This is a genomic window from Pontibacter oryzae (assembly GCF_003576375.1).
GTDB lineage: Bacteria > Bacteroidota > Bacteroidia > Cytophagales > Hymenobacteraceae > Pontibacter > Pontibacter oryzae.
Map to the genome: position 1 here is coordinate 443,768 of NZ_QWGE01000004.1, position 22,186 is coordinate 465,953.

The following is a 22,186-nucleotide window of genomic DNA, read 5'->3' on the forward strand; positions in this document are numbered from 1 at the left end:
AATCAGCAGGCAGCCGCGCCTTGGCACACAGCTTGACATAACTACAGCAGTACAAGAAAACCGGGGGAAATAAAGGTTTTCCTGTCATAATGGCATTGATCTACATATGAACCATACATTAGAGCATTTTCTACAAAACTTACTCCTTAGTAGTATTTCTGACGACGAAAGTACAGAGCTTATTCCGATTATAACCGCTGAGGTAGAGGATGATATAAAACTTGAAGACCTCCCTGATGAGTTGCCTATACTAGCCGTTCGGAACACTGTGTTGTTCCCGGGGGTGGTGCTGCCCATTACGGTGAGCCGCAAAAAGTCTGTCAAGCTGGTGCGTAAAGCGCATAGCGGTGGCAAAGTAATTGGCGTGGTGGCACAAAAAAACACTACTTCCGATGACCCGGCTGCCGAGGATCTCTACGAAATTGGCACCGTAGCCAAGATTTTAAAAATGCTGGTGCTGCCTGATGGCAATACCACGATCATTATCCAGGGTCAGAGCCGCTTCAAGATTGAGGAGGTAACGCAGGAGGAGCCATATTTGGCCGCCCGCGTTAGCCTGTGCGAGGAAACACCGATGGATAAGTCTAAAAAGGAGGTAAAAGCCTTGGTGCAGTCGCTGAAAGATGCGGCAGCCAAAATGCTGAAGCTGAACCCTGAAATTCCGCAGGAGGCCCAAGTTGCCCTGGATAACATAGACAGCCCCAGCTTCCTGACGCACTTCCTATCGAGCAACCTGAACGTGGAGATGGCCCAAAAGCAGGAACTGCTAGAGGTAAACGACGGCAAGGAGCGTGGCACGCAGTTGCTGGAGCTAATGCTGCGCGAGATCCAGTTGCTGGAACTGAAGCAGGAAATTCACTCTAAAGTACATACCGACATCGATCAGCAGCAGCGCGACTATTTCTTGCGCCAGCAGATAAAGGTATTACAGGATGAGTTGGGACAGGAAGGGCCGGACCAGGAAATCGAGCGCTTCCGGGAGCGTGCCAAGAAAAAGAAATGGCCGGAGGCTGTTGCCCTGCATTTTAAGAAAGAGATAGATAAACTGGCGCGCCTCAATCCGCAGGCAGCTGAATACCCGGTGGCAGTTAGCTACCTGGAGTTCCTGCTGGACCTGCCTTGGAGCGAGTATACCAAGGATAATTTCAACCTAAAGCGCACTAAAAAGATACTGGACGCAGACCATTATGGGCTGGAGAAGGTAAAAGAACGCATTCTGGAATACTTGGCTGTGCTAAAGCTGAAAAACGACATGAAGGCGCCTATTCTGTGCCTTTACGGACCTCCGGGTGTGGGTAAAACCTCGTTGGGCCGCTCTATTGCCAAAGCACTGGGCCGCAACTACGTGCGTATGTCGTTAGGCGGTGTGCGCGATGAGGCAGAGATCCGAGGCCACCGCCGCACCTATGTGGGCGCCATGCCGGGCAAGATCATCAGCCAAATCAAAAAAACAGGCTCATCCAACCCGGTAATCATACTTGACGAGATCGATAAACTGGCTTCTGATTTCCGTGGCGACCCGTCTTCAGCGCTGCTGGAGGTGCTGGACCCGGAGCAGAACCATACGTTCATGGACAACTACCTGGATGTAGAGTATGACCTCTCAAAGGTGTTATTCATCGCGACGGCTAACTCGCTGGAAACGATACAGCCAGCCCTGCGCGACCGTATGGAGATTATTGAGCTGACCGGTTATACTTTAGAGGAGAAGACGGAGATTGCTAAGCGCCATCTGGTGCCGAAGCAGTTGACAGAGCACGGCTTGGAGCCAGAGGATGTAAAGGTTCCGAAAGCCACTATACAGAAGGTGATCGATGATTATACCCGTGAGTCTGGGGTAAGAAACCTGGAACGCAAACTGGGGCAGCTGGTGCGCAACACAGCTAAGCAGAAGGCTATGGAAGAGGAGTTTGCCAAATCCATCAAGCCGGATGACGTGGTGAAAATACTGGGCTCGGAGATTTTTGACAAGGAGATTTACCAGGACATTGACACGGCAGGTGTGGTTACGGGCCTTGCCTGGACCTCGGTGGGTGGCGACATCCTGTTCATCGAAAGTATACTTAGCCGCGGCAAAGGCAAGCTTACGCTTTCGGGCCAACTGGGCGACGTGATGAAGGAATCAGCCATGACGGCTATTTCATACTTAAAGGCACATGCTGAGCTGCTGGAGATAGATTACCGCCTGTTCGACCAGTACGACCTGCACATACATTTCCCGGAAGGCGCTGTGCCGAAAGACGGGCCATCGGCGGGTATTGCCATCTTTACTTCCATTGCCTCGGTGTTTACGCAGCGCAAAGTAAGGCCAAGGTTAGCCATGACCGGCGAGATTACCCTGCGCGGGAAAGTGTTGCCGGTTGGCGGTATCAAAGAGAAGATCCTGGCTGCCAAGCGCGCCGGTATCTCTGATATCATACTTTGCCAGAAGAATAAAAAAGACATCAACGAAATTCCGGACCAGTACATCAAGGGCCTGACCATCCATTACGTGGACCGTGTGGATGAAGTGGTGAAGATTGCGCTGCTGAAAGAAAAAGTAAAATACCCGCTTCAGCTCACCGTTAAGGAAGAGAAGGGAAGCGAAGATTAAGCAAAACCCAAAATTTGACTAATTGGGTCTTGAATGAGCGAATGAGTTTTTACATATGAGCTGTTAACGCTGCTGTATAACCATACTGAGCGTGTCTGTTGGGCAAGTATAAATTTGTACGCAAAGCAGTTTAATATTCAGTCATTCAAAGTTCAATTAGTCAACATTAAAACCTGCATGCAACGAGCTAAACTACTGGCCATACTTCTTTTAGCCTTTGCCCTGCAAGCGCAGGCGCAGGTTGGTGGCCAGCGGGGCTTTTCGTTTCTGGAGTTGCCAGGCAGTGCCAAGCAGGCTGCTTTGGGCGGCGTAAATATTACCGCTGGCGCGCACGATGTAAGTATGGTTTGGGCAAACCCGGCCTTGCTGCGCGAGGAGATGGATAACCAGGTAAGCCTGAGTTATGCGGGTTATCTGGCCGACATTACGCAAAGCCAGGCTGCTTATGCGTTTAACTCGGAGAAGTATGGCCGTTGGGCGGCAAGTATACATTACCTGAACTACGGCGACTTCGTGCAACGCGACGCGACAGGTATGGAACTGGGTACTTTCAACGTAAACGAGTATGCGGTTGGCCTGACCCATTCCCGGCAAATGGAAGCCTTTACGCTTGGGGCAACCGCCAAAGTCGCGGTTTCAAGTATGGCTGGCGAGCAGGCAGTAGGTGTGCTTGCCGATGCCGGTGCCGTGTTCAAGCACCCGGAAAAGGATTTCACGGTAGGGCTAGCTTTTAAAAATGTGGGCTACCAAGTCAAAACCTATACTGGCAGCGAGCGGCAGCAAATGCCCTGGGATGCTCAACTGGGCGTAACTTATAAGCCAGAGCACATGCCGGTCCGGCTTTCGCTTACCGCGCACCGCCTTTACCAGTTCGATATTGTGTACCTGGACCCCAACGCACCGGGCAAGCTGGACGAAAACGGCAACGAAGTGAAGGAGGAGAAAAAGCTAGGCGATAAAATAGCACGGCACTTTGTAGTGGGCACCGAGTTTGTGTTCAGCAACAATTTTCAGCTGCGGGCGGGTTACAACCACATGCGGCGCAAAGAGCTTCGTTTAGATACTAAATCAGGAGGGGCAGGTTTTTCGCTAGGGGCCATGTTGCGGGTGCGCAGGTTTGAGCTAAACTATGGCAGCGCCTTTTTTCACCCGTCCGGCGCCACGCACTATATTTCCGTTGCCACCAGCACGAGCACTTTCCTCAAAAAGAAGAGCAGTTAATAACCAAACGGCAAAGTGGCTTGTATGTAGCTTAGGCCAGGGTTAATTTTTAAATACAAGAATAAGACATGTTAGATAATATCGCATCCTTAACACCAGCCCAGATTGTAGCGGAGCTGGATAAATATATCATCGGGCAGAAAGACGCTAAACGCAACGTAGCCATTGCGCTGCGCAACCGCTGGCGCCGCATGAATGCCGACAAGAGCATCCAAAGCGACATCGTGCCCAATAACATTCTGATGATCGGGGCAACCGGTGTGGGTAAAACAGAGATTGCCCGCCGCCTGGCAAAAATTGCTGATGCGCCTTTTACCAAAGTGGAAGCCTCAAAGTTTACCGAAGTAGGTTATGTGGGCCGCGACGTAGAAAGCATGGTGCGCGACCTGGTAGAGCAGTCGGTGAACATGGTGAAGCAGAAGAAAAAAGAGGAAGTGAAGCAAAAAGCTGCCGAGATGGTGGAAGACATCATCCTGGATGCGCTTATTCCGCCAATTCAGGGCCGCTCGGGCATGCCTGTCTCCACCACTTCCGACCCGAACGCGATGCCCGACAACGATTATGAGCTGAACGAGCGCACCCGCGAGAAATTCCGTGAGAAGATTCGAAACGGAGAGCTGGAAGACCGCAAGATCGAGATCAGGATACAGCAGAGCAGCATGCCAGGTATTGGCGCTATGGGTCCGGGCATGGACGAAGCCTCTATGATGAACATTCAGGAGATGATCAGCGGCATGATGCCGAAGAAAACCAAGAAGCGCAAAGTAACCATTGCCGAGGCACGTAAGCTGCTGCTGGAAGAAGAGGCCTCCAAACTCATTGATATGGATGAGGTGAAGGAAGAGGCGATCTTTAAAGCCGAGAACTCGGGCGTGATCTTTATTGATGAGATTGACAAAGTGGCTAGCTCCAGCAAAAAAGGTGGAGGCCCGGATGTAAGCCGCGAAGGCGTGCAGCGCGACCTCCTTCCGATTGTGGAGGGTTCCACGGTGAACACCAAGTATGGCATCATCAACACCGACCATATTCTGTTCATCGCCGCTGGTGCGTTTCATGTGGCCAAGCCATCAGACCTTATTCCGGAGTTGCAGGGCCGCTTCCCGATACGCGTGGAGCTGGACAGCCTGACCAAGGACGATTTCTACCAGATCCTGAAGTTCCCGAAAAATGCGCTTACCAAGCAGTACGAGGCACTTTTGTCGGCAGAGGAAGTAGAGCTTACCTTCCATGACGAGGCGCTGGACGAGATTGCTTCCATTGCCTACGAAGTAAATACGGAAGTAGAGAACATCGGTGCCCGCCGCCTACATACGGTTATGAGCCGTCTGCTAAACGACATCCTGTTCGATGTGCCGGACAAGATCGGTGCCAACGCGCATATCCTGGTAGACAGAGCCATGGTGCAGGAAAAATTATCGGGCATGGTTAAAAACCGCGACCTGAGCCAATATATACTTTAACGTGTTACTGCTCATTAAAAAGAAAGTTGATATGTTAGTTATGTTAAAAAAAGCTGGTGCCTCTACGGAGGCACCAGCTTTTTTTAATTAAGATGGGGATGTAAGCCAATGGTATGCTTGCTGCTCTTCAGAGAAAAATTCCATCTGAAAGTAAATAGGCTTTCTTTCAGCATACATGTTACGGATTAGCATACGCTGCAGTATGTTGTTAGAAACTACTGACGCTGATTTCCTAAGGTTGGTTTTAGGAAGCAAATTCTTAATGTAATACTCACTCCAGGCAACATCCTCATCGCTAATTAAGCCAGCGTGCGAGTTGTTAAATAATGTTCGTTCTACTTTGTTCTTTTTAAGGTGCTCAAGCCAATAAGTAATTGCATGCCTATATTCCAGGCTGCTTGGCTTGCGTTTCCAGGTAATCCTCGAAAGGCAAAGCGCTTCTTGGTACTCTAGTACAAAATGTGAGGCTTCGGCAACACAAACTGACTCATCTAATCTCATTATCTCGGGTTCCATAACTTTTGCCGTTTGCCTTAGGTAGTATAAGTAATCAGCATCTTGCCGATTTGTTCAAAAAAATCAAGCAAAGTTATTGGGCATATATTTATGCTAATATGATTTAAATCATTATTTATTAGAAAACATATGAACATCTATATTATCACCGGAGCCAGCAAAGGCATAGGTAAAGCCTTGGCCGAAGAACTGCTGGAAGACGATAATAACCGGGTAGTGGGCGTATCGCGCACCTGCAACATAAAACACCCTAACTATCGCCACCAACCCCTGGATTTTTCTGATATTGAGGCCGTTGAACATAACCTGCACAAGGTTTTTTTGCCTTACCCCGATGCGGAGCGGCTGGTGCTGGTAAATAATGCCGGCGTGCTCGGCGACATTGGGTACGTGGGCGAAAACATGCCTAACGAGCGCTTCGAGTTTGTGTTTGATGTAAACGTGATTGTGCCTGCTATGCTGATGAACACGTTTCTGCAGGTATACCAGCAGCTCGAAGCGGAAAAAGTTATCGTGAACATAAGTTCTGGCGCGGGCAAGAGCCCTGTAGATGGTTGGGCGAGTTACTGCGCCTCCAAAGCAGCTCTGGACATGCTTTCGAAAACGGTGCAGCTGGAGCAGGAGAAGCGTGGCGCAAATGTGCGCGTGTATGCGCTCTCACCGGGCGTGGTGGATACGCACATGCAGGAAGAGATCCGGCACAGCGACGCCAGCAAATTCAGCACCGTAGATAAGTTCAGGAAGTATAAGGAGAATAATGAACTAGCCTCACTGGAGCAGGTGGCACAAAAAATCCATCAGTTCTTGCAAAACACCTACAAGTATAACGAGGTGGTCGTATCGGTGCGTGATATGCCCTAAAAATTGTTTCAACAATGATGATTCAGAAAAACCCTGTGCCACAGCACAGGGTTTTTTATGTTAGGGCTTCAGAGTCAAAAATTTAGATGCCGGAAGTATAGAATTGCTGCTTAACATATTATATCTTAACATACTATATAGCGCCATACATGGGCAGTATGTAAGTGGTGTATGGTGCGCAATGTATAAAATATCGCAAAACCCGCTTATACTGCAGGCTGATGAATTTTTTATCCGAACGAACCATGCCAGGATACGGCTTGCGTGCAAGCGTGCTTTAACAAAGTCTACTTATAAGGTAAAACTCTAAGCAAGTATGGAAGACAACAAACAGAAAATGAGGGAGTACTGGCGGCGCAACGTGCGCATCCTGCTTACGCTACTGGGGCTTTGGTTCGCGGTGTCGTACCTGTTCGGCATTCTGCTGGTGGATGAACTGAACCGGTTCTCGCTCGGAGGTTTTAAGCTGGGATTCTGGTTTGCGCAGCAAGGCGCGATCTACTGCTTCGTGATCATCATTTTTGTCTATGTTTTTCTGATGAACAAACTCGATAAGGAGTTTGACGTGCACGAAGATTAACAATTCCATCTCACCCTTAAAACAAACGCAGCAATGGGAATTTTAGCTTGGACATACCTGCTCGTCGGGATTACGTTTGCCCTGTACATCGGTATTGCCATCTGGTCGCGGGCCGGGTCTACCAAAGAGTTTTACGTGGCTGGCGGAGGCGTGAGCCCGCTGGCAAACGGCATGGCCACTGCCGCCGACTGGATGAGCGCCGCCTCCTTTATCTCTATGGCCGGCCTGATCTCCTTTATGGGCTACGACGGCTCGGTGTACCTGATGGGCTGGACGGGCGGCTACGTGCTGCTAGCATTGCTGCTGGCGCCATACCTGCGCAAGTTCGGCAAGTTTACCGTGCCCGACTTTGTAGGCGACCGCTATTATTCCAGAACGGCGCGTTTGGTGGCCGTGGTGTGCGCCATTTTTGTGTCGTTTACCTACGTGGCCGGGCAAATGCGTGGCGTGGGCATTGTGTTTTCGCGTTTCCTGGAGGTTCAGATTGAGACTGGCGTGATCATCGGTATGGTGATCGTGCTGTTTTACGCTGTGCTGGGCGGTATGAAGGGTATAACCTATACCCAGGTGGCGCAGTTTTGCGTGCTGATCTTTGCCTACATGGTGCCTGCCATCTTCATCTCGTTTATGCTAACTGGCAACCCGATTCCGCAACTGGGGCTGGGCGGCAAGGTGGCCGACGGCACACCGCTGCTGACTAAACTCGATGGCATGCTGACAGAGCTGGGCTTTGCCGAGTATACCAGCGGCACCAAATCAACCATCGACGTATTCTTTATAACCGCAGCCCTGATGGTGGGAACGGCCGGTTTGCCTCACGTGATCGTGCGCTTTTTCACGGTGCCAAAAGTGAAGGATGCCCGAAAATCGGCGGGGTATGCGCTGGTCTTTATCGCCATACTTTATACTACGGCCCCGGCCATCGGTGCTTTTGGCCGCTACAACATGATCAACAACATCAGCAACAGGCCCATTTCGGAGATGCCGCAGTGGGTGCAAAACTGGCAGAAAACCAAGCTGATAAGCATAGACGATAAAAACGGCGACGGGCGCATTCAGTACGTCAAGAACCCGGATGCCAACGAGCTTACCATCGATAAGGACATTATGGTGCTGGCAAACCCAGAGATTGCTAACCTGCCCAATTGGGTGATTGCCCTGGTAGCGGCGGGTGGTTTGGCGGCGGCACTCTCTACGGCGGCGGGCTTGCTGCTGGTTATTTCTACCTCCATCTCCCACGACCTGCTGAAGAACTCCTTTATGCCGGATATCTCCGAAAAGCATGAGCTGATCGCAGCGCGGCTTGCGGCAACGGCAGCCGTTGTAGTGGCGGGCTATTTCGGTATTTACCCGCCGGGCTTTGTTGCCGAGGTAGTGGCTTTTGCCTTTGGCTTGGCGGCGGCCTCCTTTTTCCCGATCATTGTTATGGGCATTTTCTCAACGCGCATGAACAAGCAGGGCGCTATCTGGGGTATGGTGGTTGGCCTGGCATTTACCATCGCCTACATTTCATACTTTAAGTTCATCAGCCCGGAAGCCAATTTGCCAGAAAACTGGTGGTTCGGCATTTCGCCGGAGGGCATCGGTACGCTGGGCATGCTGCTTAATTTTGGCGTTTCATTTGTGATATCCCGTGTTACACCACCACCACCCGCCCACATCCAGGATTTGGTGGAAGACATCCGTATTCCGCGCGGAGCAAGCAAGGTAACTGTGCATCATTAAGTAAGTTTGCTGGCGGATGTTTTAATAAGGTACTTGCGTAACGCTCTTCGTGGCATACACAAGTACCTTATCTGTTATGGTGCCAGCCAGTCACCCGAATCATCATTAAGGGTAGTGATTTTAGAGGATGGTTTAGCGATCATTACCTACGCTAAAGTATAAGCTCTGTAGCTGAGATTTTTACAAAATCAGGTCACGGCCTGTCCCTACGACGCGGTTTCGGTCGCATAGGCTTTAGCTACTGAAAATGATCCCGATTTTTCCGTGAGGTGCCTTGGAGTATTGCAGTGCCCGGAGGGCAGCCCGCAGCTGAGCGAGGAGCGGCTTCAATCCACCGCGCCGTACGGGAAACCGAGGCCCCACGGCCTGGAGAGCTCCAAAACCAGCCATGCAAAAAAAGCTTGGGCTACACCAATACCACGCTGGCAAAACGCACTCTCACGGTAAAAACAACGTATGCTAAAAGCCAAACCAGGTTCCTGATACGTCCACCAAACCAAAGCATCATGAGAACACCTTCCCAAACCTATGAAGCCGCTTATGCCCAAAGTATAGAAAACCCCGAAGCTTTCTGGGGAGAGCAGGCCCGGCAACTCGATTGGTACGAAGCACCGAAGCAGGTCCTGAGCACCGACGAGAACGGGTTTTACCGCTGGTTTAAGGGAGGCAAACTCAACACTGCTTACCTGGCCCTGGATTACCACGTAGCCAATGGCCGCGCCGGGCAAACAGCCTTAATTTACGACTCACCGGTGACAGGCGTGGTTAAAAAGTATACTTACCAGGAGCTGCAGGACCTGGTGGCGCGCTTTGCCGGGGCGCTTCAGAACCTGGGTGTGGGCAAAGGCGATACCGTGGTGATCTACATGCCTGTTATACCTGAAGCCGTGGTGGCCATGCTTGCCTGTGCGCGTTTGGGTGCCATCCATTCGGTGGTGTTCGGGGGCTTTGCGCCGCACGAGCTGAGCGTGCGCATCGACGATGCCCGGCCAAAGGTGGTGATCTCGGCATCCTGCGGCATCGAGTTCGAGAAGGTGATCCCGTACAAACCGCTTCTGGATAAGGCCCTCGACAGCAGCACGCATCAACCCAAACACACCGTAGTTTTTCAGCGGCCGCAGGTAGAGGCAGGTATGCAACCGGGCCGCGACCTGGATTATATGGAGCTATTGCAGCAAGCCGAACCCGCCGCCTGCGTACCTGTAGATGCCACCGACCCGCTGTACATACTTTATACTTCAGGCACCACGGGCAAGCCCAAAGGCATCGTGCGCGACAACGGCGGCCATGCCGTGGCGCTAAAGTATAGCATGAAAGCCGTGTACGACGTAGACCCCGGCGATGTGTTCTGGGCTGCCTCGGATGTGGGCTGGGCCGTAGGGCATTCTTACCTGGTCTATGGCCCCCTGATCCATGGCTGCACGTCTATACTTTTTGAGGGCAAACCGGTGCGTACGCCCAACGCCGGCACGTTTTGGCGGGTGATACAGGAACACCAGGTAAAGGTGCTTTTCACGGCGCCAACCGCCTTCCGGGCCATCAAAAAAGAAGACCCTAACGGGCGGTACAAGAAAAAGTATGGCACAACATCATTAAAATACCTATTTTTAGCTGGAGAGCGATGCGATGTGGCTACCTACCACTGGGCCAAAGACCTGTTGCAAGTGCCCGTGATAGACCACTGGTGGCAAACGGAATCGGGCTGGCCGATGGTGGCGAACATGATGGGCCTGGAGCCGATGCCTGCCAAACCCGGCTCTGCCGGCAAGGCTGTTTGCGGTTACGATGTGCAGATCCTGAACGAGGATGGGAAGCCGCTAATTGCCAACCAGGAGGGAATAGTGGCCGTAAAACTTCCGCTGCCACCCGGCTGCCTGCCCACGCTGTGGCAGGACGATGAGCGCTTCCGGAAATCATACTTAGAGCGCTTCTCGGGTTACTACATGACCGGCGACGGCGGCTACATCGACGAGGAGGGCTATGTGCACATCATGGGCCGCATCGATGATGTGATCAACGTGTCGGGGCACAGGCTCTCGACCGGCGAGATGGAAGAGATGGTTGCCTCGCACCCGGCGGTGGCTGAGTGTGCGGTAATTGGTATTGCTGATGATTTGCGTGGCCAGCGGCCAGTTGGCCTGGTGGTGCTGAAGGATGGGCAAACCATTGCCGAGAAAGAACTGGAGAAAGAGCTTGTGGCATTGCTGCGCGAGAAAATAGGGGCAGTGGCATACTTCCGGAATGTGCTGCTGGTGCAACGGCTGCCCAAAACGCGCTCCGGTAAGATACTGCGTCGCATCCTGCGCCATATCGCCGACGGAACGCCTTACGCCGTGCCCTCCACTATTGACGACCCAGAGATATTAACCGAGATTAACGGGCACCTGAAAAGGAGATTTATCGGGAACGCATTTGTAAACCTTAAAACGAAACCTAACCTAGAACTAAACCTTGCCATGACAAACCACCAAGTGAAGACCTATGACGAGTACCAGAAAGCGTATAAGCGCAGCACCGAAGACCCCGAGGGATTTTGGGCTGATATAGCCGATACCTTTACCTGGCGCAAGAAATGGGATAAAGTCCTGGACTGGAATTTTGATGAACCTGATATAAAGTGGTTCCAGGGCGGCAAGCTCAACATCACCGAAAACTGCCTGGACCGCCACCTGAAAACCCGTGGCAATAAGCTGGCCCTGATCTGGGAGCCCAACGACCCGAAAGAGCGCTTTGTGCGCTACACCTACCGCGAGCTGCACGAGAAAGTATGCCAGTTTGCCAACGTGCTCAAGAAAAACGGCGCTAAAAAAGGCGACCGCATCTGTATATACATGCCGATGGTGCCAGAGCTAGCCATTGCCGTGCTGGCCTGTGCCCGTATCGGGGCCATTCATTCGGTGGTGTTTGCCGGCTTCTCGGCCTCTGCCATGGCCGACCGCATAAACGACGCGCAGTGCAGCATGGTGCTTACCTCTGATGGCCTGAACCGCGGAACCAAGCAAATCCCGGTAAAACGCGTGGTAGACGAGGCCCTTGAGGATTGCCCTTCTGTGGAACGAGTGATTGTGGTAGAGCGCCTGGGCTGGGCCGTGAACATGGTGGAAGGCCGCGATGTATGGTACCACGAAGAGGTGCAAACCGTAGGCAAAGAGTGCCCTGCCGAGGAAATGGATGCCGAAGACATGCTGTTCATACTTTACACCTCAGGCTCTACGGGCAAACCGAAAGGCGTGGTGCATACCTGCGGCGGCTACATGGTGTACGCACAGTATAGCTTTACCAACGTGTTCCAGTACCAGGAGAGCGATATTTACTGGTGCACCGCCGACATCGGCTGGATTACCGGCCATACATACCTGCTGTACGGCCCGCTACTTTCCGGAGCTACTACGCTGATGTTTGAGGGCGTGCCGACTTACCCGGACAACGGCCGCTTCTGGCAAGTGTGTGATAAATTTGGCGTAACTATTTTCTACACAGCCCCAACGGCTATCCGTGCCCTAATGGGCGGCGATATTGACGACGTGCTTTCGTACAGCCTGGACTCGCTGCGGGTGCTTGGCTCTGTGGGCGAACCGATAAACGAGGAAGCCTGGCACTGGTACCATACGCACGTAGGCAAGGAGCGCAGCCCGCTGGTAGACACCTGGTGGCAAACCGAAACGGGCGGCATCATGATCTCTACGCTGGCCGGCGTAACGCCCATGAAGCCAAGCCATGCTGGCCTGCCGCTGCCGGGCATACAACCTATACTGGTAGACAGCGACGGCAACGAGATAAAAGAAAACGGCGTGGAAGGCTACCTTTGCGTGAAGTTCCCGTGGCCAAGCATCATCCGGACCACCTACGGCGACCATGAGCGCGCACGCCTCAGCTACTTCTCAACATACAAAGGGTTATACTTTACCGGCGATGGCGCCAAGCGCGACGAGAACGGACTGTACCGTATTGTTGGCCGTGTGGATGACGTGATCAACGTATCGGGGCACCGTTTTGGAACTGCCGAGATCGAAGAAGCCATCAACCACAATACACATGTGATTGAGTCGGCGGTGGTGGGCTACCCGCACGATGTGAAAGGCCAGGGTATTTACGCCTTCGTTATACTTCGGGATAAGCCCGAGAAAGAAGACTGGCTACGCTCCGAGATCATCGAAACCGTGGTAGAGAAGATCGGTAAGATTGCCAGGCCGGACAAGATCCAGATTGTGAGTGGCCTTCCGAAAACCCGCTCCGGCAAGATCATGCGCCGCATCCTGCGCAAAGTAGCCGAAGGCGATACCTCTAACCTAGGCGACACCTCCACCTTGCTGGACCCAACCGTGGTAGACGAGATCAAAGCCGGCGCTTTATAAGCGCCACCTCTCATACTTCAAACGCCCTGTAGCCAAATCCATCCTGCAGGGCGTTTTTGTTGATGCCGTTCCGGTCGGCTTCAGGCGAGCTTACCAGTTCGCATATTTTAAGAGTAGAGTGGCAAACCTGTTCTTCAAGCAACAAACCCTTATCTTTGCCCAAAACCAAACGTACCCCATGATCGACGAGAACCATAACCCCTGGACCACCCTGTCCAGTGAGGAAGTATACCAGAACCCCTGGATTAAAGTGCGCGAAGACCAGGTGCTGAACCCAAAGGGAGGCAAGGGTATCTACGGCGTGGTCAGCTTTAAGAACAAAGCCATTGGCATCATCCCCGTAGACAGCGAGGGCTATACTTACCTGGTTGGGCAATATCGCTACGCCCTCAACGAGTTTTGCTGGGAAATACCGATGGGCGGCGGACTGATAGAAAACGACATGCTGGAATCGGCGCAGCGCGAGCTGCAGGAGGAAACCGGATTTACTGCCGCCCGCTGGACCAACATATGCCGCCTGCACACCTCCAACTCCGTAACCGACGAAGAAGGATTTGTTTTTCTGGCTGAGGAACTTACCGCCGGCGAAACCGCTTTTGAAGAAACAGAGGAGCTGCACATAAAGCGCGTTCACTTTACAGAAGCCGTGCGCATGGCCTTGAACAACGAGATAACCGATGCCATTAGCGTGGCCGGCATCCTGAAGGCCTTTCTGTTGCTGCAGGAGCAGGGCAAACTGTAAGCCGTTGCCATACTTGGCGGCCGTTGCCTGCGTTTATACATTGTGCTTGCGTTAAGCCTGCTGCGGTGAGTTGTACAATGCTGGATAATTCTTACATTTGAGCATATGAAGGCCATAAAATATTTATCACACAGAATTTACACTACCTGGTGCGTTACCTGGTTTGTGCTTCCGTTTGTGGTAACCTACCCGCTGCAGGCGGTGCTGCTTCGCAAAAAGCAGTGGCATAGGCATGTACATGGTGTAAACAGGTTCTGGTCTTCGTCGGCGCTGCGCATGTTTTTAACGCCCCTGCACGTAGAGTGGCGCATGAAACTCAACCAGAAACAGCGCTATATCTTCACGCCAAACCACAGCTCATACTTAGACATTCCGGTGGTACTGCATACCATCCCCGGATTTATTAACTTTGTAGGCAAAAGCGACCTGTGCAAGGTGCCGCTATGGGGCAAAGTATACGAGCAGCTTTATATCTCCGTAGACCGCCGCAGCGCCACCAGCAGTGCCAGAAGCTACATAAAATCGAGCAGGACGCTGGATGAAGGCCGTAGCCTGGTGATTTTTCCGGAAGGCACAATCCCTAAAACCGCCGGCGAGCAGCTGATGGCCTTTAAGGACGGGCCGTTCAGGCTGGCGATAGAAAAGCAGCTGCCCGTGGTGCCGGTAACCATGCCTTACAACCAGCACTTTTTGCCCGACTTGGACGGAAAGCTGAAGGTGCGCTGGCATCCGCTTAAAATAGTGATACACGAGCCTATTGAGACAACAGGCCTAACCCTGGAGGATCTGCCGCAGCTAAAGGCGCAGGTATTCCAGATTATTCAATCAGAAATAAGAAAACATAATAACGCACATGTCAACAGATATTCAGACTATCCGCAAAATAGCGCACTTAGCAAGGCTGGAGTTTAACGAGGAGAAAGAGCAGGCCGTACTGCAGGACCTTAACAAGATCCTGAACTGGGTAGACAAGCTGCGCGAGCTGGATACCGACAATATAGAGCCGCTGATACACATGTCGGAGGAGGTAAACGTGCTGCGCGAAGACGAGGTGCGTAATACCATCACGCACGACGAAGCCCTGCTGAACGCGCCTAAGAAAGACTCAGACTACATTCGGGTGCCAAAAGTAATGGAGTAGCCCTGCGGTATAAGTATAAAGACTTTTTGCGTGCCTCACCTGATGCCGCTGCCGCCTGCGCGGAAGTATAAAAATCGTCTTGGTCTTATGTCCTGCTACTTTTGTTGCCATCAACTATATGAGCAAAGTTAAGTTTTGGAAGAATTGGGATACACATACCAGGTATCCCTATCTTTTTTTATTGCTGTTATGCGCTGCGGCCCTGCTGCTGGGCGTGTTCCATTATTTTACCGGCGAGGACGCCGTTTTCCCCTGGGATAAGATAACCGACCTGCAAGTGGTGCCGATGCCTGTAAACGAGGTGACGCGCCTGCTGGAACCCTTTACCCTCTCTGCCGACGGCTACCTGCTGTTCGAGCAGTATGATGTGGCCATGGCCGAGGTGCAATCTTGGGCGGCATATGTGCTGCTGGGCATACTTGGCGTGTGCATTGCCTTTTACACGGCGGCCATCAGTACCATGCGCCAGTTGCCATACTTTGGCGGCATGCTTTTACTGATGCTGTTTCTGGCTACCTTTAACTTCGATTTGCTCGAGATTTTTGGGGGTGGCTCCAGCCAAACGGTGTTGCTGCTAAGTATAGCCCTGCTAGCTATTGGGAGTTACGCCTTTCAGGCATTCCTGCAAAATACCAGCTTTGGCTTGCGCGTGCTGGCCATGCTTGGCATTGTGGCGGTGCTGGGCCTGCTCCTCTACTCAGAAGCCGACTTCCCCGCCGACCTGATTACGCTGCACCTTGTAAACTATAGCTCTATCGGCCTGTTGGTGGCCACGGTGCTGTTTATACTTTGGGTGAGCTACGAAAACGTAAACGCCCTGCTATGGATAAACACACAGGCCAGCAAGCCGGAGCGCCGCTTCAGCATGTGGCAGTTCATACTTATCACCTGCCTTTACCTGCTCAGCCTGCTCCTGATCTACCTGCGCCACGTGGGTTGGCTGCGTGCCGATATCATCTATATTAACGCATACCTTATCCTGCTGCTGTCTACGGTGGCGGGTTTCTGGGGCATGCGCCAGCGCGAGAAAGTATACGGCAAACTTTTCGCCTTCAGGCCTGCCGGCGCGGTTCTATACCTGGTGTTTGCCACCATTACTTTTCTAAGTATAGGTTACGCCTACGCCACCGCCAACGACTCGCTCACCAACCTTTTCGATAACTTGGTGGTGTACTCGCACCTGGCTTTTGGCTTCGGCTTTTTCCTGTACGTGATGATCAATTTCGGGCGTTTGCTGGAGCAGCGCCTGCAAGTATATAAAGTGGTATATGAGCCGCAGAAATTCTCGCTGTTCTCCTTTTTTATATTTAGTGCCGCTATTTGCGCCATCATGGTCATGCGCACGCAATACCGTGTGTACCTGCACGCGCAAGCTGGCTACTACAGTTACCTCGGCGACCTTTATCGGGCGTCCGGCAACAACATCCTGGCCAAGCCATACTATGAGCAGAGCGATGTGTATGATATCAATAACGTAAAAGCAAACTACAGCCTGGCTGCCATTTACCGGCAGGAGCAGGAGCGCAATAACGAGGTGCTCCGCATGAAGGATGCCCTGGAAAAGCGCCCTAACCCGAAGCTGTACGTGCGCCTGGCCAACCTATACGACGAAAAGCAGTTCTTCTTCGAGAAGCTGTATGTGTTGCAGCAGGGGGCAGAGCGTTTCCCGGAGAGCTCCGAAATCTATAACAACCTGGCGCTGCTTTATGCCCAGACCAGCGTGCAGGATAGCACCGAGTATTACTTTAACCTGGCGCAGGAGTTTGCGGGCAACGGCGATTTTGTGCGCAGCAACCGCTTGGCTTACTATACCCGCCAGGCCATGCTGGAGCCTGCCAAAGCCGTGCTCGAAGAGTCTCTGAAGGGCAAGTATAAAGCGCTGCGCAGCAACCAAGCCGTGCTGCGCCAACTTCTGGGCCTCGACCCGCAGGATAAGGAAGACTTTATGCCCGACTCGCTGGAGGCCGTGGAAGACTTCACGCTTTTCTATAACCAGACCATCAGCCGACTGAATAAGGGCGATACCACCCGCCTCGAGCCGATTAGCCGCTACCTTAACTCGCCGGGGAACCAGATTTTCTTTAGCGATTTATACTTCCTGAAAGGGCTGGTGCACCACTATAACGGTTTGCCGCAGGAGGGCCGGAACACAGTGGAGAACCTGGCCCTGCAAATGGAGGCGCAAAGCGGATATTACTACAACGCGTTAGGGCAATGGATGCTGGAGGAGGAAAACTACCGCGCCGCCGCCGCATACTTTAAGCAGGCAAAAGACAGAGGCTACACGCAGGCATTTCTATCGGAAGGGTATGCATTGGCGCTTGCCAACCAGACAAACGCCGCTGTGGCGGCCCTGGAGGAGGTAGGCTATACGCAAAACGAGGATGCTATTGCTGTGGCCGGCGAGCTGGCAACGCTCCTGCAGCAGGATGTGCAAACAGTATTGCAATCGGCCCCGGATAAAGCTAAAGTGCAGTACCTGCTAGCCAAACTCCCAGGTTTAACCGCGGAGCAGGTTGCGCAATTGGTAAATGCCGTGCAGGAGAAAGAGCTGAAACGGCGTGCCCTGATAGCACAGGTAGATTACTTGCTTGATAAGCAGCGCTGGAAAACCGCCCTGGATGCCATAACGAAGGCCTCAGAGCAGCTAAAGCCCGAAGGCGAGCTGCGTTCGGCGTTAAACCTGCAGCAACTCAGGCTATGGCTTTATACCGATAATTACGACGCGTTGCTAAACCGGCTGGATAAGCTATACCTCACTGACCGCGACAAGCGCCATGCTTTATACTTTAAGGCGCGCATTGCCGAGGCCAAAGGGCGCCAGGAAGAAGCCGCCACGCGTTACGAGCAAGCGCTTAAAATGCTGATTTATGACGAGCAAACGGTACTTGCCGCCGCAGAGTTTTTTAAGAAGTATAAGCCCGACGACGAGACGGCCTACAATATTCTGCTGCGCGGGGTAACGTATAATCCGCATGCGGCAGGCCTTTACAAAGCCTATGCGCTGGAAAGCCTTGACCAAGGATTATTTACCTATGCCGATCAGGCAGCTGAAACCTTGCGTGGCTTGCTTCCTGCCTCAGAATATGCTACATTTATAGAGAAATTGGAACAAAAGCGTCAGCAAGTGGAGGCACGCGCCGAAGACTGGCAACTATGAAAAATAGCCTATGAGCACCATCATCGAAACCCATGACATCTCCAAGGTATACCGCATGGGAGCGGAGACCATTCACGCCCTTAAATCGGTATCCATTACCATCGAGCGGGGAGAGTATGTCGCCTTTATGGGGCCGTCAGGCTCCGGTAAATCCACGTTCATGAACATCATCGGGTGCCTGGATACGCCAACTGGCGGAACCTACATCCTGAATGGGCAGGACGTGAGCAACATGAGCGACAACGAGCTGGCGGAGGTGCGCAATAAGGAAATAGGCTTCGTGTTCCAGACTTTTAATCTGTTGCCGCGCCAATCTTCGCTAGAGAATGTGGCGTTGCCGCTGATCTATGCCGGTTACAATAAAAGCCAGCGCGAGGAGAAAGCGCAGCTAGCCCTGGAAAGCGTAGGCCTCGGCACACGCGGCAAGCACAAGCCCAACGAGCTTTCGGGTGGCCAGCGCCAGCGTGTGGCCATTGCCCGCGCCCTCATCAACGACCCAAGTATCATACTTGCCGATGAGCCGACCGGTAACCTCGATACCAAGACCTCTTACGAGATCATGGAGCTGTTCGAGAACCTGCACTCCAAGGGCAACACCATCATCATGGTAACGCACGAAGAAGATATTGCCAAGTATGCGCACCGTATCGTTCGCCTGCGCGACGGCCTGGTAGAGTCCGACACTGTAAATACAGATATTGCCACAGCCTCCAGGCTGCAGGCAGAGCACCAAGGTTAATGAAGATATACACCAAAACCGGCGATAAGGGCACGACATCGTTGATCGGTGGTACCCGTGTAGCCAAATCACATTTACGCATTGAGGCCTATGGCACCGTAGACGAGCTCAACTCATACATTGGGCTGGTGCGCGACCAGGAGGTTAACATCAGCCGCCTCGACGTTCTGAAAGAAATCCAGGACAGGCTCTTTACAATAGGGGCGCTGCTAGCCACCGATCCGGAGAAATCAAAAATGAAAACCCCGGACCTGCACGAGGAAGACATTGCGCTGCTAGAGCAGGAGATAGACAACATGACGGCCGAGGTGCCGCCGCTCAGGGCCTTTGTGCTGCCAGGTGGGCATCAGTCGGTGTCTTTCTGCCATGTGGCGCGCTGTGTTTGCCGCCGTGCCGAGCGATTGGCCATAAGCCTGCAAGAGTTTTCGGAGGTAGAGGAGCTGGTGATAAAATATTTGAACAGACTATCTGACTACCTGTTTGCCCTTTGCCGTAAAATGACGCAGGAGCTCGGGGCTGAGGAAGTAGTCTGGAAGCCAAGAATGTAGCAACCCTTACCCATACTACCCAACAGGAATTAAAAAAACTAACTTACTATGTCATTAGATCTGTTAACTATACCGGCTGAGTGCGTCACAGAATCGCGCATTTCGGAGCTGGATATCAACAACATCGAGTTCGGGAAGATTTTCTCGGACCACATGCTGGTGGCCGACTATAAGGATGGCGCCTGGCAAAACCCACAGATACTGCCTTACGGAAACATGTCGCTGAGCCCGGCCACGTCGGCGCTGCATTACGGGCAGGCTATTTTCGAAGGCATGAAGGCATATAAAGATGCCAACGGCGATATTCTGCTGTTCCGTCCGCTGGATAACTTCCGCCGCCTGAATGTTTCGGCTGAGCGCATGTGCATGCCAGCCATTACCGAGGATATCTTTATGCAGGGCCTGGAGCAACTGCTTCGTCTGGATGCCGCATGGGTGCCGCCAACTGCTGGTTGCGCACTATACATTCGCCCATTTATGTTCGCTACCGATGATTTTATCGGTGTTCGGCCATCATCTAGCTACCGATTCACAATATTCTCTTGCCCGGTAGGCGCTTACTACGGCCAAGCCCTGAAAGTTGCTATCGAGCCAAGCTTTGTTCGATCTGCTGAAGGTGGAGCGGGTTACGCTAAAGCTGCAGGAAACTATGGCGCTGCCTTGTTGCCAGCCAAGAAAATGCAGGAGAAAGGGTATCACCAGCTTATCTGGACCGATGCCAAAGAGCATAAGTATATCGAGGAATCAGGTACTATGAACCTGATGTTCGTGATAGATGGCAAACTGATTACACCGCCGGTTAGCACCACTATACTTGCCGGTATTACCCGCGATAGCGTGCTTACCCTGGCCCGCGACCTAGGCTATACCGTGGAAGAACGTAAAGTGTCTGTAGATGAACTTGTAGAGGCGCACAAGGCCGGCAAACTGCAGGAAGCTTTTGGTACCGGTACGGCTGCAACTATCGCACACATTGCCACTATCCATTATAACGACATGGATTTGGACCTGCCAGCCGTGGAAGATCGTGAAATCTCTAACCGCATCTCTACGGAGTTGGATAAGATTAAAACCGGCCAGGCGCCGGACCCACACAATTGGGTGCACCGCGTTAGCCAGTAACGTAAAAAGTATAAAAGATTGAAATGCTGAAGTATAAGCAATGGTTTATACTTCAGCATTTTCTTGTTTAAAATAATGTATAACCCATTCGCTAATGACAACTGAGCAAGTAAAAGAGTTGAAGGCCAGAGTAGAGGCCTTGAGGAGGTACCTTTGACTACGATGCCAAGAAAGAGCAGGTAAAGGAAACAGAGACCCAAACCACCGCCCCAAACTTTTGGGACGACCCAAAAGAAGCTGAAAAGATACTGAAAGAGATGAAGTCCGTGAAAGTATGGACAGATCACTACGAAGAAGTGGAAAAGACAATTTCAGACTTTGAGGTGCTTTTTGATTTTTATAAAGAGGGCGATGTGTCGGAAGAAGACATTGCCGCAGAGTATAAAAGTGCCGAAGAGGCCGTAGAAGGGTTGGAGTTTAAGCGCATGCTTAGCGGAGAGGAAGACCAGCTAAGCGCCATTGTGGAGATAAACCCGGGTGCAGGTGGTACCGAGAGCCAGGACTGGGCCGAAATGCTGATGCGCATGTACATTATGTGGGCCGAGTCTCATGGGTTTAGCGTAAAGCAGCTGAACTACCAGGCTGGCGATGGTGCAGGTATCCGGTCTGCCACGCTGGAGATTACCGGCGATTTTGCCTACGGCTACCTAAAATCCGAGATTGGCGTGCACCGCTTGGTGCGAATTTCCCCATTTGATTCAGGTGGGCGACGTCATACTTCCTTTGCCTCGGTTTTTGCATACCCTGTGGTGGATGACACAATCAACATTGAGGTAAACCTAAGCGACATAGAGTGGGATACCTTCCGTTCCGGTGGCGCAGGTGGGCAGAACGTGAACAAAGTGGAAACGGCCGTTCGCCTGAAGCACAAGCCAACAGGCATCGTAATTGAGTGCCAGATTGAGCGCTCGCAGCTCATGAACAAGGAGCACGCCATCCGGATGCTCAAATCCAGGCTCTACCAAATAGAACTGGAGAAACGCAACGCCGAACGCGACCGCATCGAGAGCACCAAAAAACGCATTGACTTCGGTTCCCAGATCCGTAACTATGTGCTGCATCCTTACAAATTGATAAAGGACGTGCGCACTGGCGTAGAGCGTACCGATGTGCAAAACGTTTTGGATGGCGATTTGGATGAGTACATTAAAGCTTACCTGATGCAAGCATAAAGCTTCAGAAGACTGTAAACGAAGAAAGGCACCCGTAAAAGGGTGCCTTTCTTCGTTTACAGTCTTCTAATGTTGATATTTTTTTTAAAAATATTTTATGTGTTTTTCCGATATCAAAGTTGGGTGTTATTGTGTTGAAGTTTGAACTTTTAAGTTGCAACGGTAGTAAAAAGTGGCAAATGTCATGAATTTTGACATTTGGATTTATAGAAGTATAGCTTGAGTGCGAAATAGAAAAGTATACTTTTCCG

Annotated in this window: 16 protein-coding genes and 1 pseudogene; 16 read left to right on the top strand and 1 reads right to left on the bottom strand. The window is 52.0% G+C overall.

The genetic code is table 11. The features are described 5' to 3' along the window. The first annotated feature begins 106 nt into the window (after positions 1 to 106). The 3 genes from lon to hslU all read left to right on the top strand — a co-directional run bounded on the left by lon (position 107) and on the right by hslU (position 5,274). Positions 107 to 2,593: an endopeptidase La gene (gene lon, locus D1627_RS14320; protein ID WP_119432925.1), complete on the top strand. Its 2,487-nt coding sequence runs from the start codon at positions 107 to 109 to the stop codon at positions 2,591 to 2,593. Positions 2,594 to 2,770: 177 nt separating this feature from the next. Continuing rightward, positions 2,771 to 3,814, top strand: coding sequence for a type IX secretion system protein PorQ (porQ, locus tag D1627_RS14325; RefSeq protein WP_119432926.1), 1,044 nt, complete (start codon positions 2,771 to 2,773; stop codon positions 3,812 to 3,814). A 68-nt stretch (positions 3,815 to 3,882) separates the two neighbouring features. Continuing rightward, positions 3,883 to 5,274, top strand: a complete 1,392-nt coding sequence (gene hslU, locus D1627_RS14330) for an ATP-dependent protease ATPase subunit HslU (RefSeq protein WP_119432927.1) — start codon at positions 3,883 to 3,885, stop codon at positions 5,272 to 5,274. 87 nt (positions 5,275 to 5,361) lie between these two features. Here the strand turns inward: hslU and D1627_RS14335 are convergent, their stop codons facing one another. Further along, entirely contained in the window at positions 5,362 to 5,790 is a 429-nt protein-coding gene (locus D1627_RS14335; protein ID WP_119432928.1) for a hypothetical protein, read from the bottom strand. Between the two features lie 129 nt (positions 5,791 to 5,919). Between D1627_RS14335 and D1627_RS14340 the strand changes: the two genes are divergently transcribed. The 13 genes and pseudogenes from D1627_RS14340 to prfB all read left to right on the top strand — a co-directional run bounded on the left by D1627_RS14340 (position 5,920) and on the right by prfB (position 21,935). Then, positions 5,920 to 6,651 (top strand): SDR family NAD(P)-dependent oxidoreductase, encoded by a 732-nt coding sequence (locus D1627_RS14340; protein ID WP_119432929.1) that lies wholly within the window; start codon positions 5,920 to 5,922, stop codon positions 6,649 to 6,651. A 316-nt stretch (positions 6,652 to 6,967) separates the two neighbouring features. Then, a complete protein-coding gene (locus D1627_RS14345) occupies positions 6,968 to 7,231 on the top strand; it encodes a DUF4212 domain-containing protein (RefSeq protein ID WP_119432930.1) in 264 nt (87 codons plus the stop codon). Between the two features lie 33 nt (positions 7,232 to 7,264). Then, positions 7,265 to 8,956, top strand: a complete 1,692-nt coding sequence (locus D1627_RS14350) for a sodium:solute symporter family protein (protein ID WP_119432931.1) — start codon at positions 7,265 to 7,267, stop codon at positions 8,954 to 8,956. Positions 8,957 to 9,462: 506 nt separating this feature from the next. Further along, positions 9,463 to 11,328, top strand: a pseudogene (locus D1627_RS18460) (propionyl-CoA synthetase); the annotation flags it as partial. An 84-nt stretch (positions 11,329 to 11,412) separates the two neighbouring features. Beyond that, complete coding sequence (gene acs / locus D1627_RS18465; protein ID WP_199688444.1) at positions 11,413 to 13,311, top strand: acetate--CoA ligase; 1,899 nt, start codon at positions 11,413 to 11,415, stop codon at positions 13,309 to 13,311. A 178-nt stretch (positions 13,312 to 13,489) separates the two neighbouring features. Next, a complete protein-coding gene (locus tag D1627_RS14360) occupies positions 13,490 to 14,053 on the top strand; it encodes an NUDIX domain-containing protein (protein ID WP_119433048.1) in 564 nt (187 codons plus the stop codon). A 105-nt stretch (positions 14,054 to 14,158) separates the two neighbouring features. Continuing rightward, complete coding sequence (locus tag D1627_RS14365) at positions 14,159 to 14,965, top strand: lysophospholipid acyltransferase family protein (RefSeq protein ID WP_119432932.1); 807 nt, start codon at positions 14,159 to 14,161, stop codon at positions 14,963 to 14,965. Continuing rightward, complete coding sequence (gene gatC, locus D1627_RS14370; RefSeq protein WP_119432933.1) at positions 14,907 to 15,194, top strand: Asp-tRNA(Asn)/Glu-tRNA(Gln) amidotransferase subunit GatC; 288 nt, start codon at positions 14,907 to 14,909, stop codon at positions 15,192 to 15,194. Before D1627_RS14365 ends, gatC begins: the two co-directional genes overlap by 59 nt. 181 nt (positions 15,195 to 15,375) lie before the next feature. After that, the gene (locus tag D1627_RS14375) at positions 15,376 to 18,354 is read left to right on the top strand and encodes a tetratricopeptide repeat protein (RefSeq protein ID WP_233555642.1); all 2,979 of its coding nucleotides are present in this window, start codon (positions 15,376 to 15,378) and stop codon (positions 18,352 to 18,354) included. Positions 18,355 to 18,364: 10 nt separating this feature from the next. After that, positions 18,365 to 19,093 (top strand): ABC transporter ATP-binding protein, encoded by a 729-nt coding sequence (locus D1627_RS14380; protein ID WP_119432935.1) that lies wholly within the window; start codon positions 18,365 to 18,367, stop codon positions 19,091 to 19,093. Continuing rightward, on the top strand, positions 19,093 to 19,641 hold the full coding sequence (locus D1627_RS14385) for a cob(I)yrinic acid a,c-diamide adenosyltransferase (protein WP_119432936.1): 549 nt from the start codon (positions 19,093 to 19,095) through the stop codon (positions 19,639 to 19,641). Before D1627_RS14380 ends, D1627_RS14385 begins: the two co-directional genes overlap by 1 nt. A gap of 48 nt (positions 19,642 to 19,689) precedes the next feature. Further along, a complete protein-coding gene (locus tag D1627_RS14390) occupies positions 19,690 to 20,763 on the top strand; it encodes a branched-chain amino acid aminotransferase (protein ID WP_119432937.1) in 1,074 nt (357 codons plus the stop codon). Between the two features lie 94 nt (positions 20,764 to 20,857). Continuing rightward, a protein-coding gene (gene prfB / locus D1627_RS14395) for a peptide chain release factor 2 (protein ID WP_119432938.1) occupies positions 20,858 to 21,935 on the top strand; the annotation gives its coding sequence in 2 pieces (ribosomal slippage) (positions 20,858 to 20,917 and positions 20,919 to 21,935; 1,077 coding nt in all). Positions 21,936 to 22,186 lie beyond the last annotated feature (251 nt).

Excerpts from the sequence above, each read along its gene's own strand:
- D1627_RS14365 (WP_119432932.1), top strand. The coding sequence starts at position 14,159 with ATGAAGGCCATAAAATATTTATCACACAGAATTTACACTACCTGGTGC.
- lon (WP_119432925.1), top strand. The coding sequence starts at position 107 with ATGAACCATACATTAGAGCATTTTCTACAAAACTTACTCCTTAGTAGT.
- D1627_RS14350 (WP_119432931.1), top strand. The coding sequence starts at position 7,265 with ATGGGAATTTTAGCTTGGACATACCTGCTCGTCGGGATTACGTTTGCC.
- D1627_RS14385 (WP_119432936.1), top strand. The coding sequence starts at position 19,093 with ATGAAGATATACACCAAAACCGGCGATAAGGGCACGACATCGTTGATC.
- D1627_RS14380 (WP_119432935.1), top strand. The coding sequence starts at position 18,365 with ATGAGCACCATCATCGAAACCCATGACATCTCCAAGGTATACCGCATG.
- D1627_RS14335 (WP_119432928.1), bottom strand. The coding sequence starts at position 5,790 with ATGGAACCCGAGATAATGAGATTAGATGAGTCAGTTTGTGTTGCCGAA.
- D1627_RS14340 (WP_119432929.1), top strand. The coding sequence starts at position 5,920 with ATGAACATCTATATTATCACCGGAGCCAGCAAAGGCATAGGTAAAGCC.
- hslU (WP_119432927.1), top strand. The coding sequence starts at position 3,883 with ATGTTAGATAATATCGCATCCTTAACACCAGCCCAGATTGTAGCGGAG.
- gatC (WP_119432933.1), top strand. The coding sequence starts at position 14,907 with ATGTCAACAGATATTCAGACTATCCGCAAAATAGCGCACTTAGCAAGG.
- D1627_RS14390 (WP_119432937.1), top strand. The coding sequence starts at position 19,690 with ATGTCATTAGATCTGTTAACTATACCGGCTGAGTGCGTCACAGAATCG.
- acs (WP_199688444.1), top strand. The coding sequence starts at position 11,413 with ATGACAAACCACCAAGTGAAGACCTATGACGAGTACCAGAAAGCGTAT.
- D1627_RS14360 (WP_119433048.1), top strand. The coding sequence starts at position 13,490 with ATGATCGACGAGAACCATAACCCCTGGACCACCCTGTCCAGTGAGGAA.
- porQ (WP_119432926.1), top strand. The coding sequence starts at position 2,771 with ATGCAACGAGCTAAACTACTGGCCATACTTCTTTTAGCCTTTGCCCTG.
- D1627_RS14345 (WP_119432930.1), top strand. The coding sequence starts at position 6,968 with ATGGAAGACAACAAACAGAAAATGAGGGAGTACTGGCGGCGCAACGTG.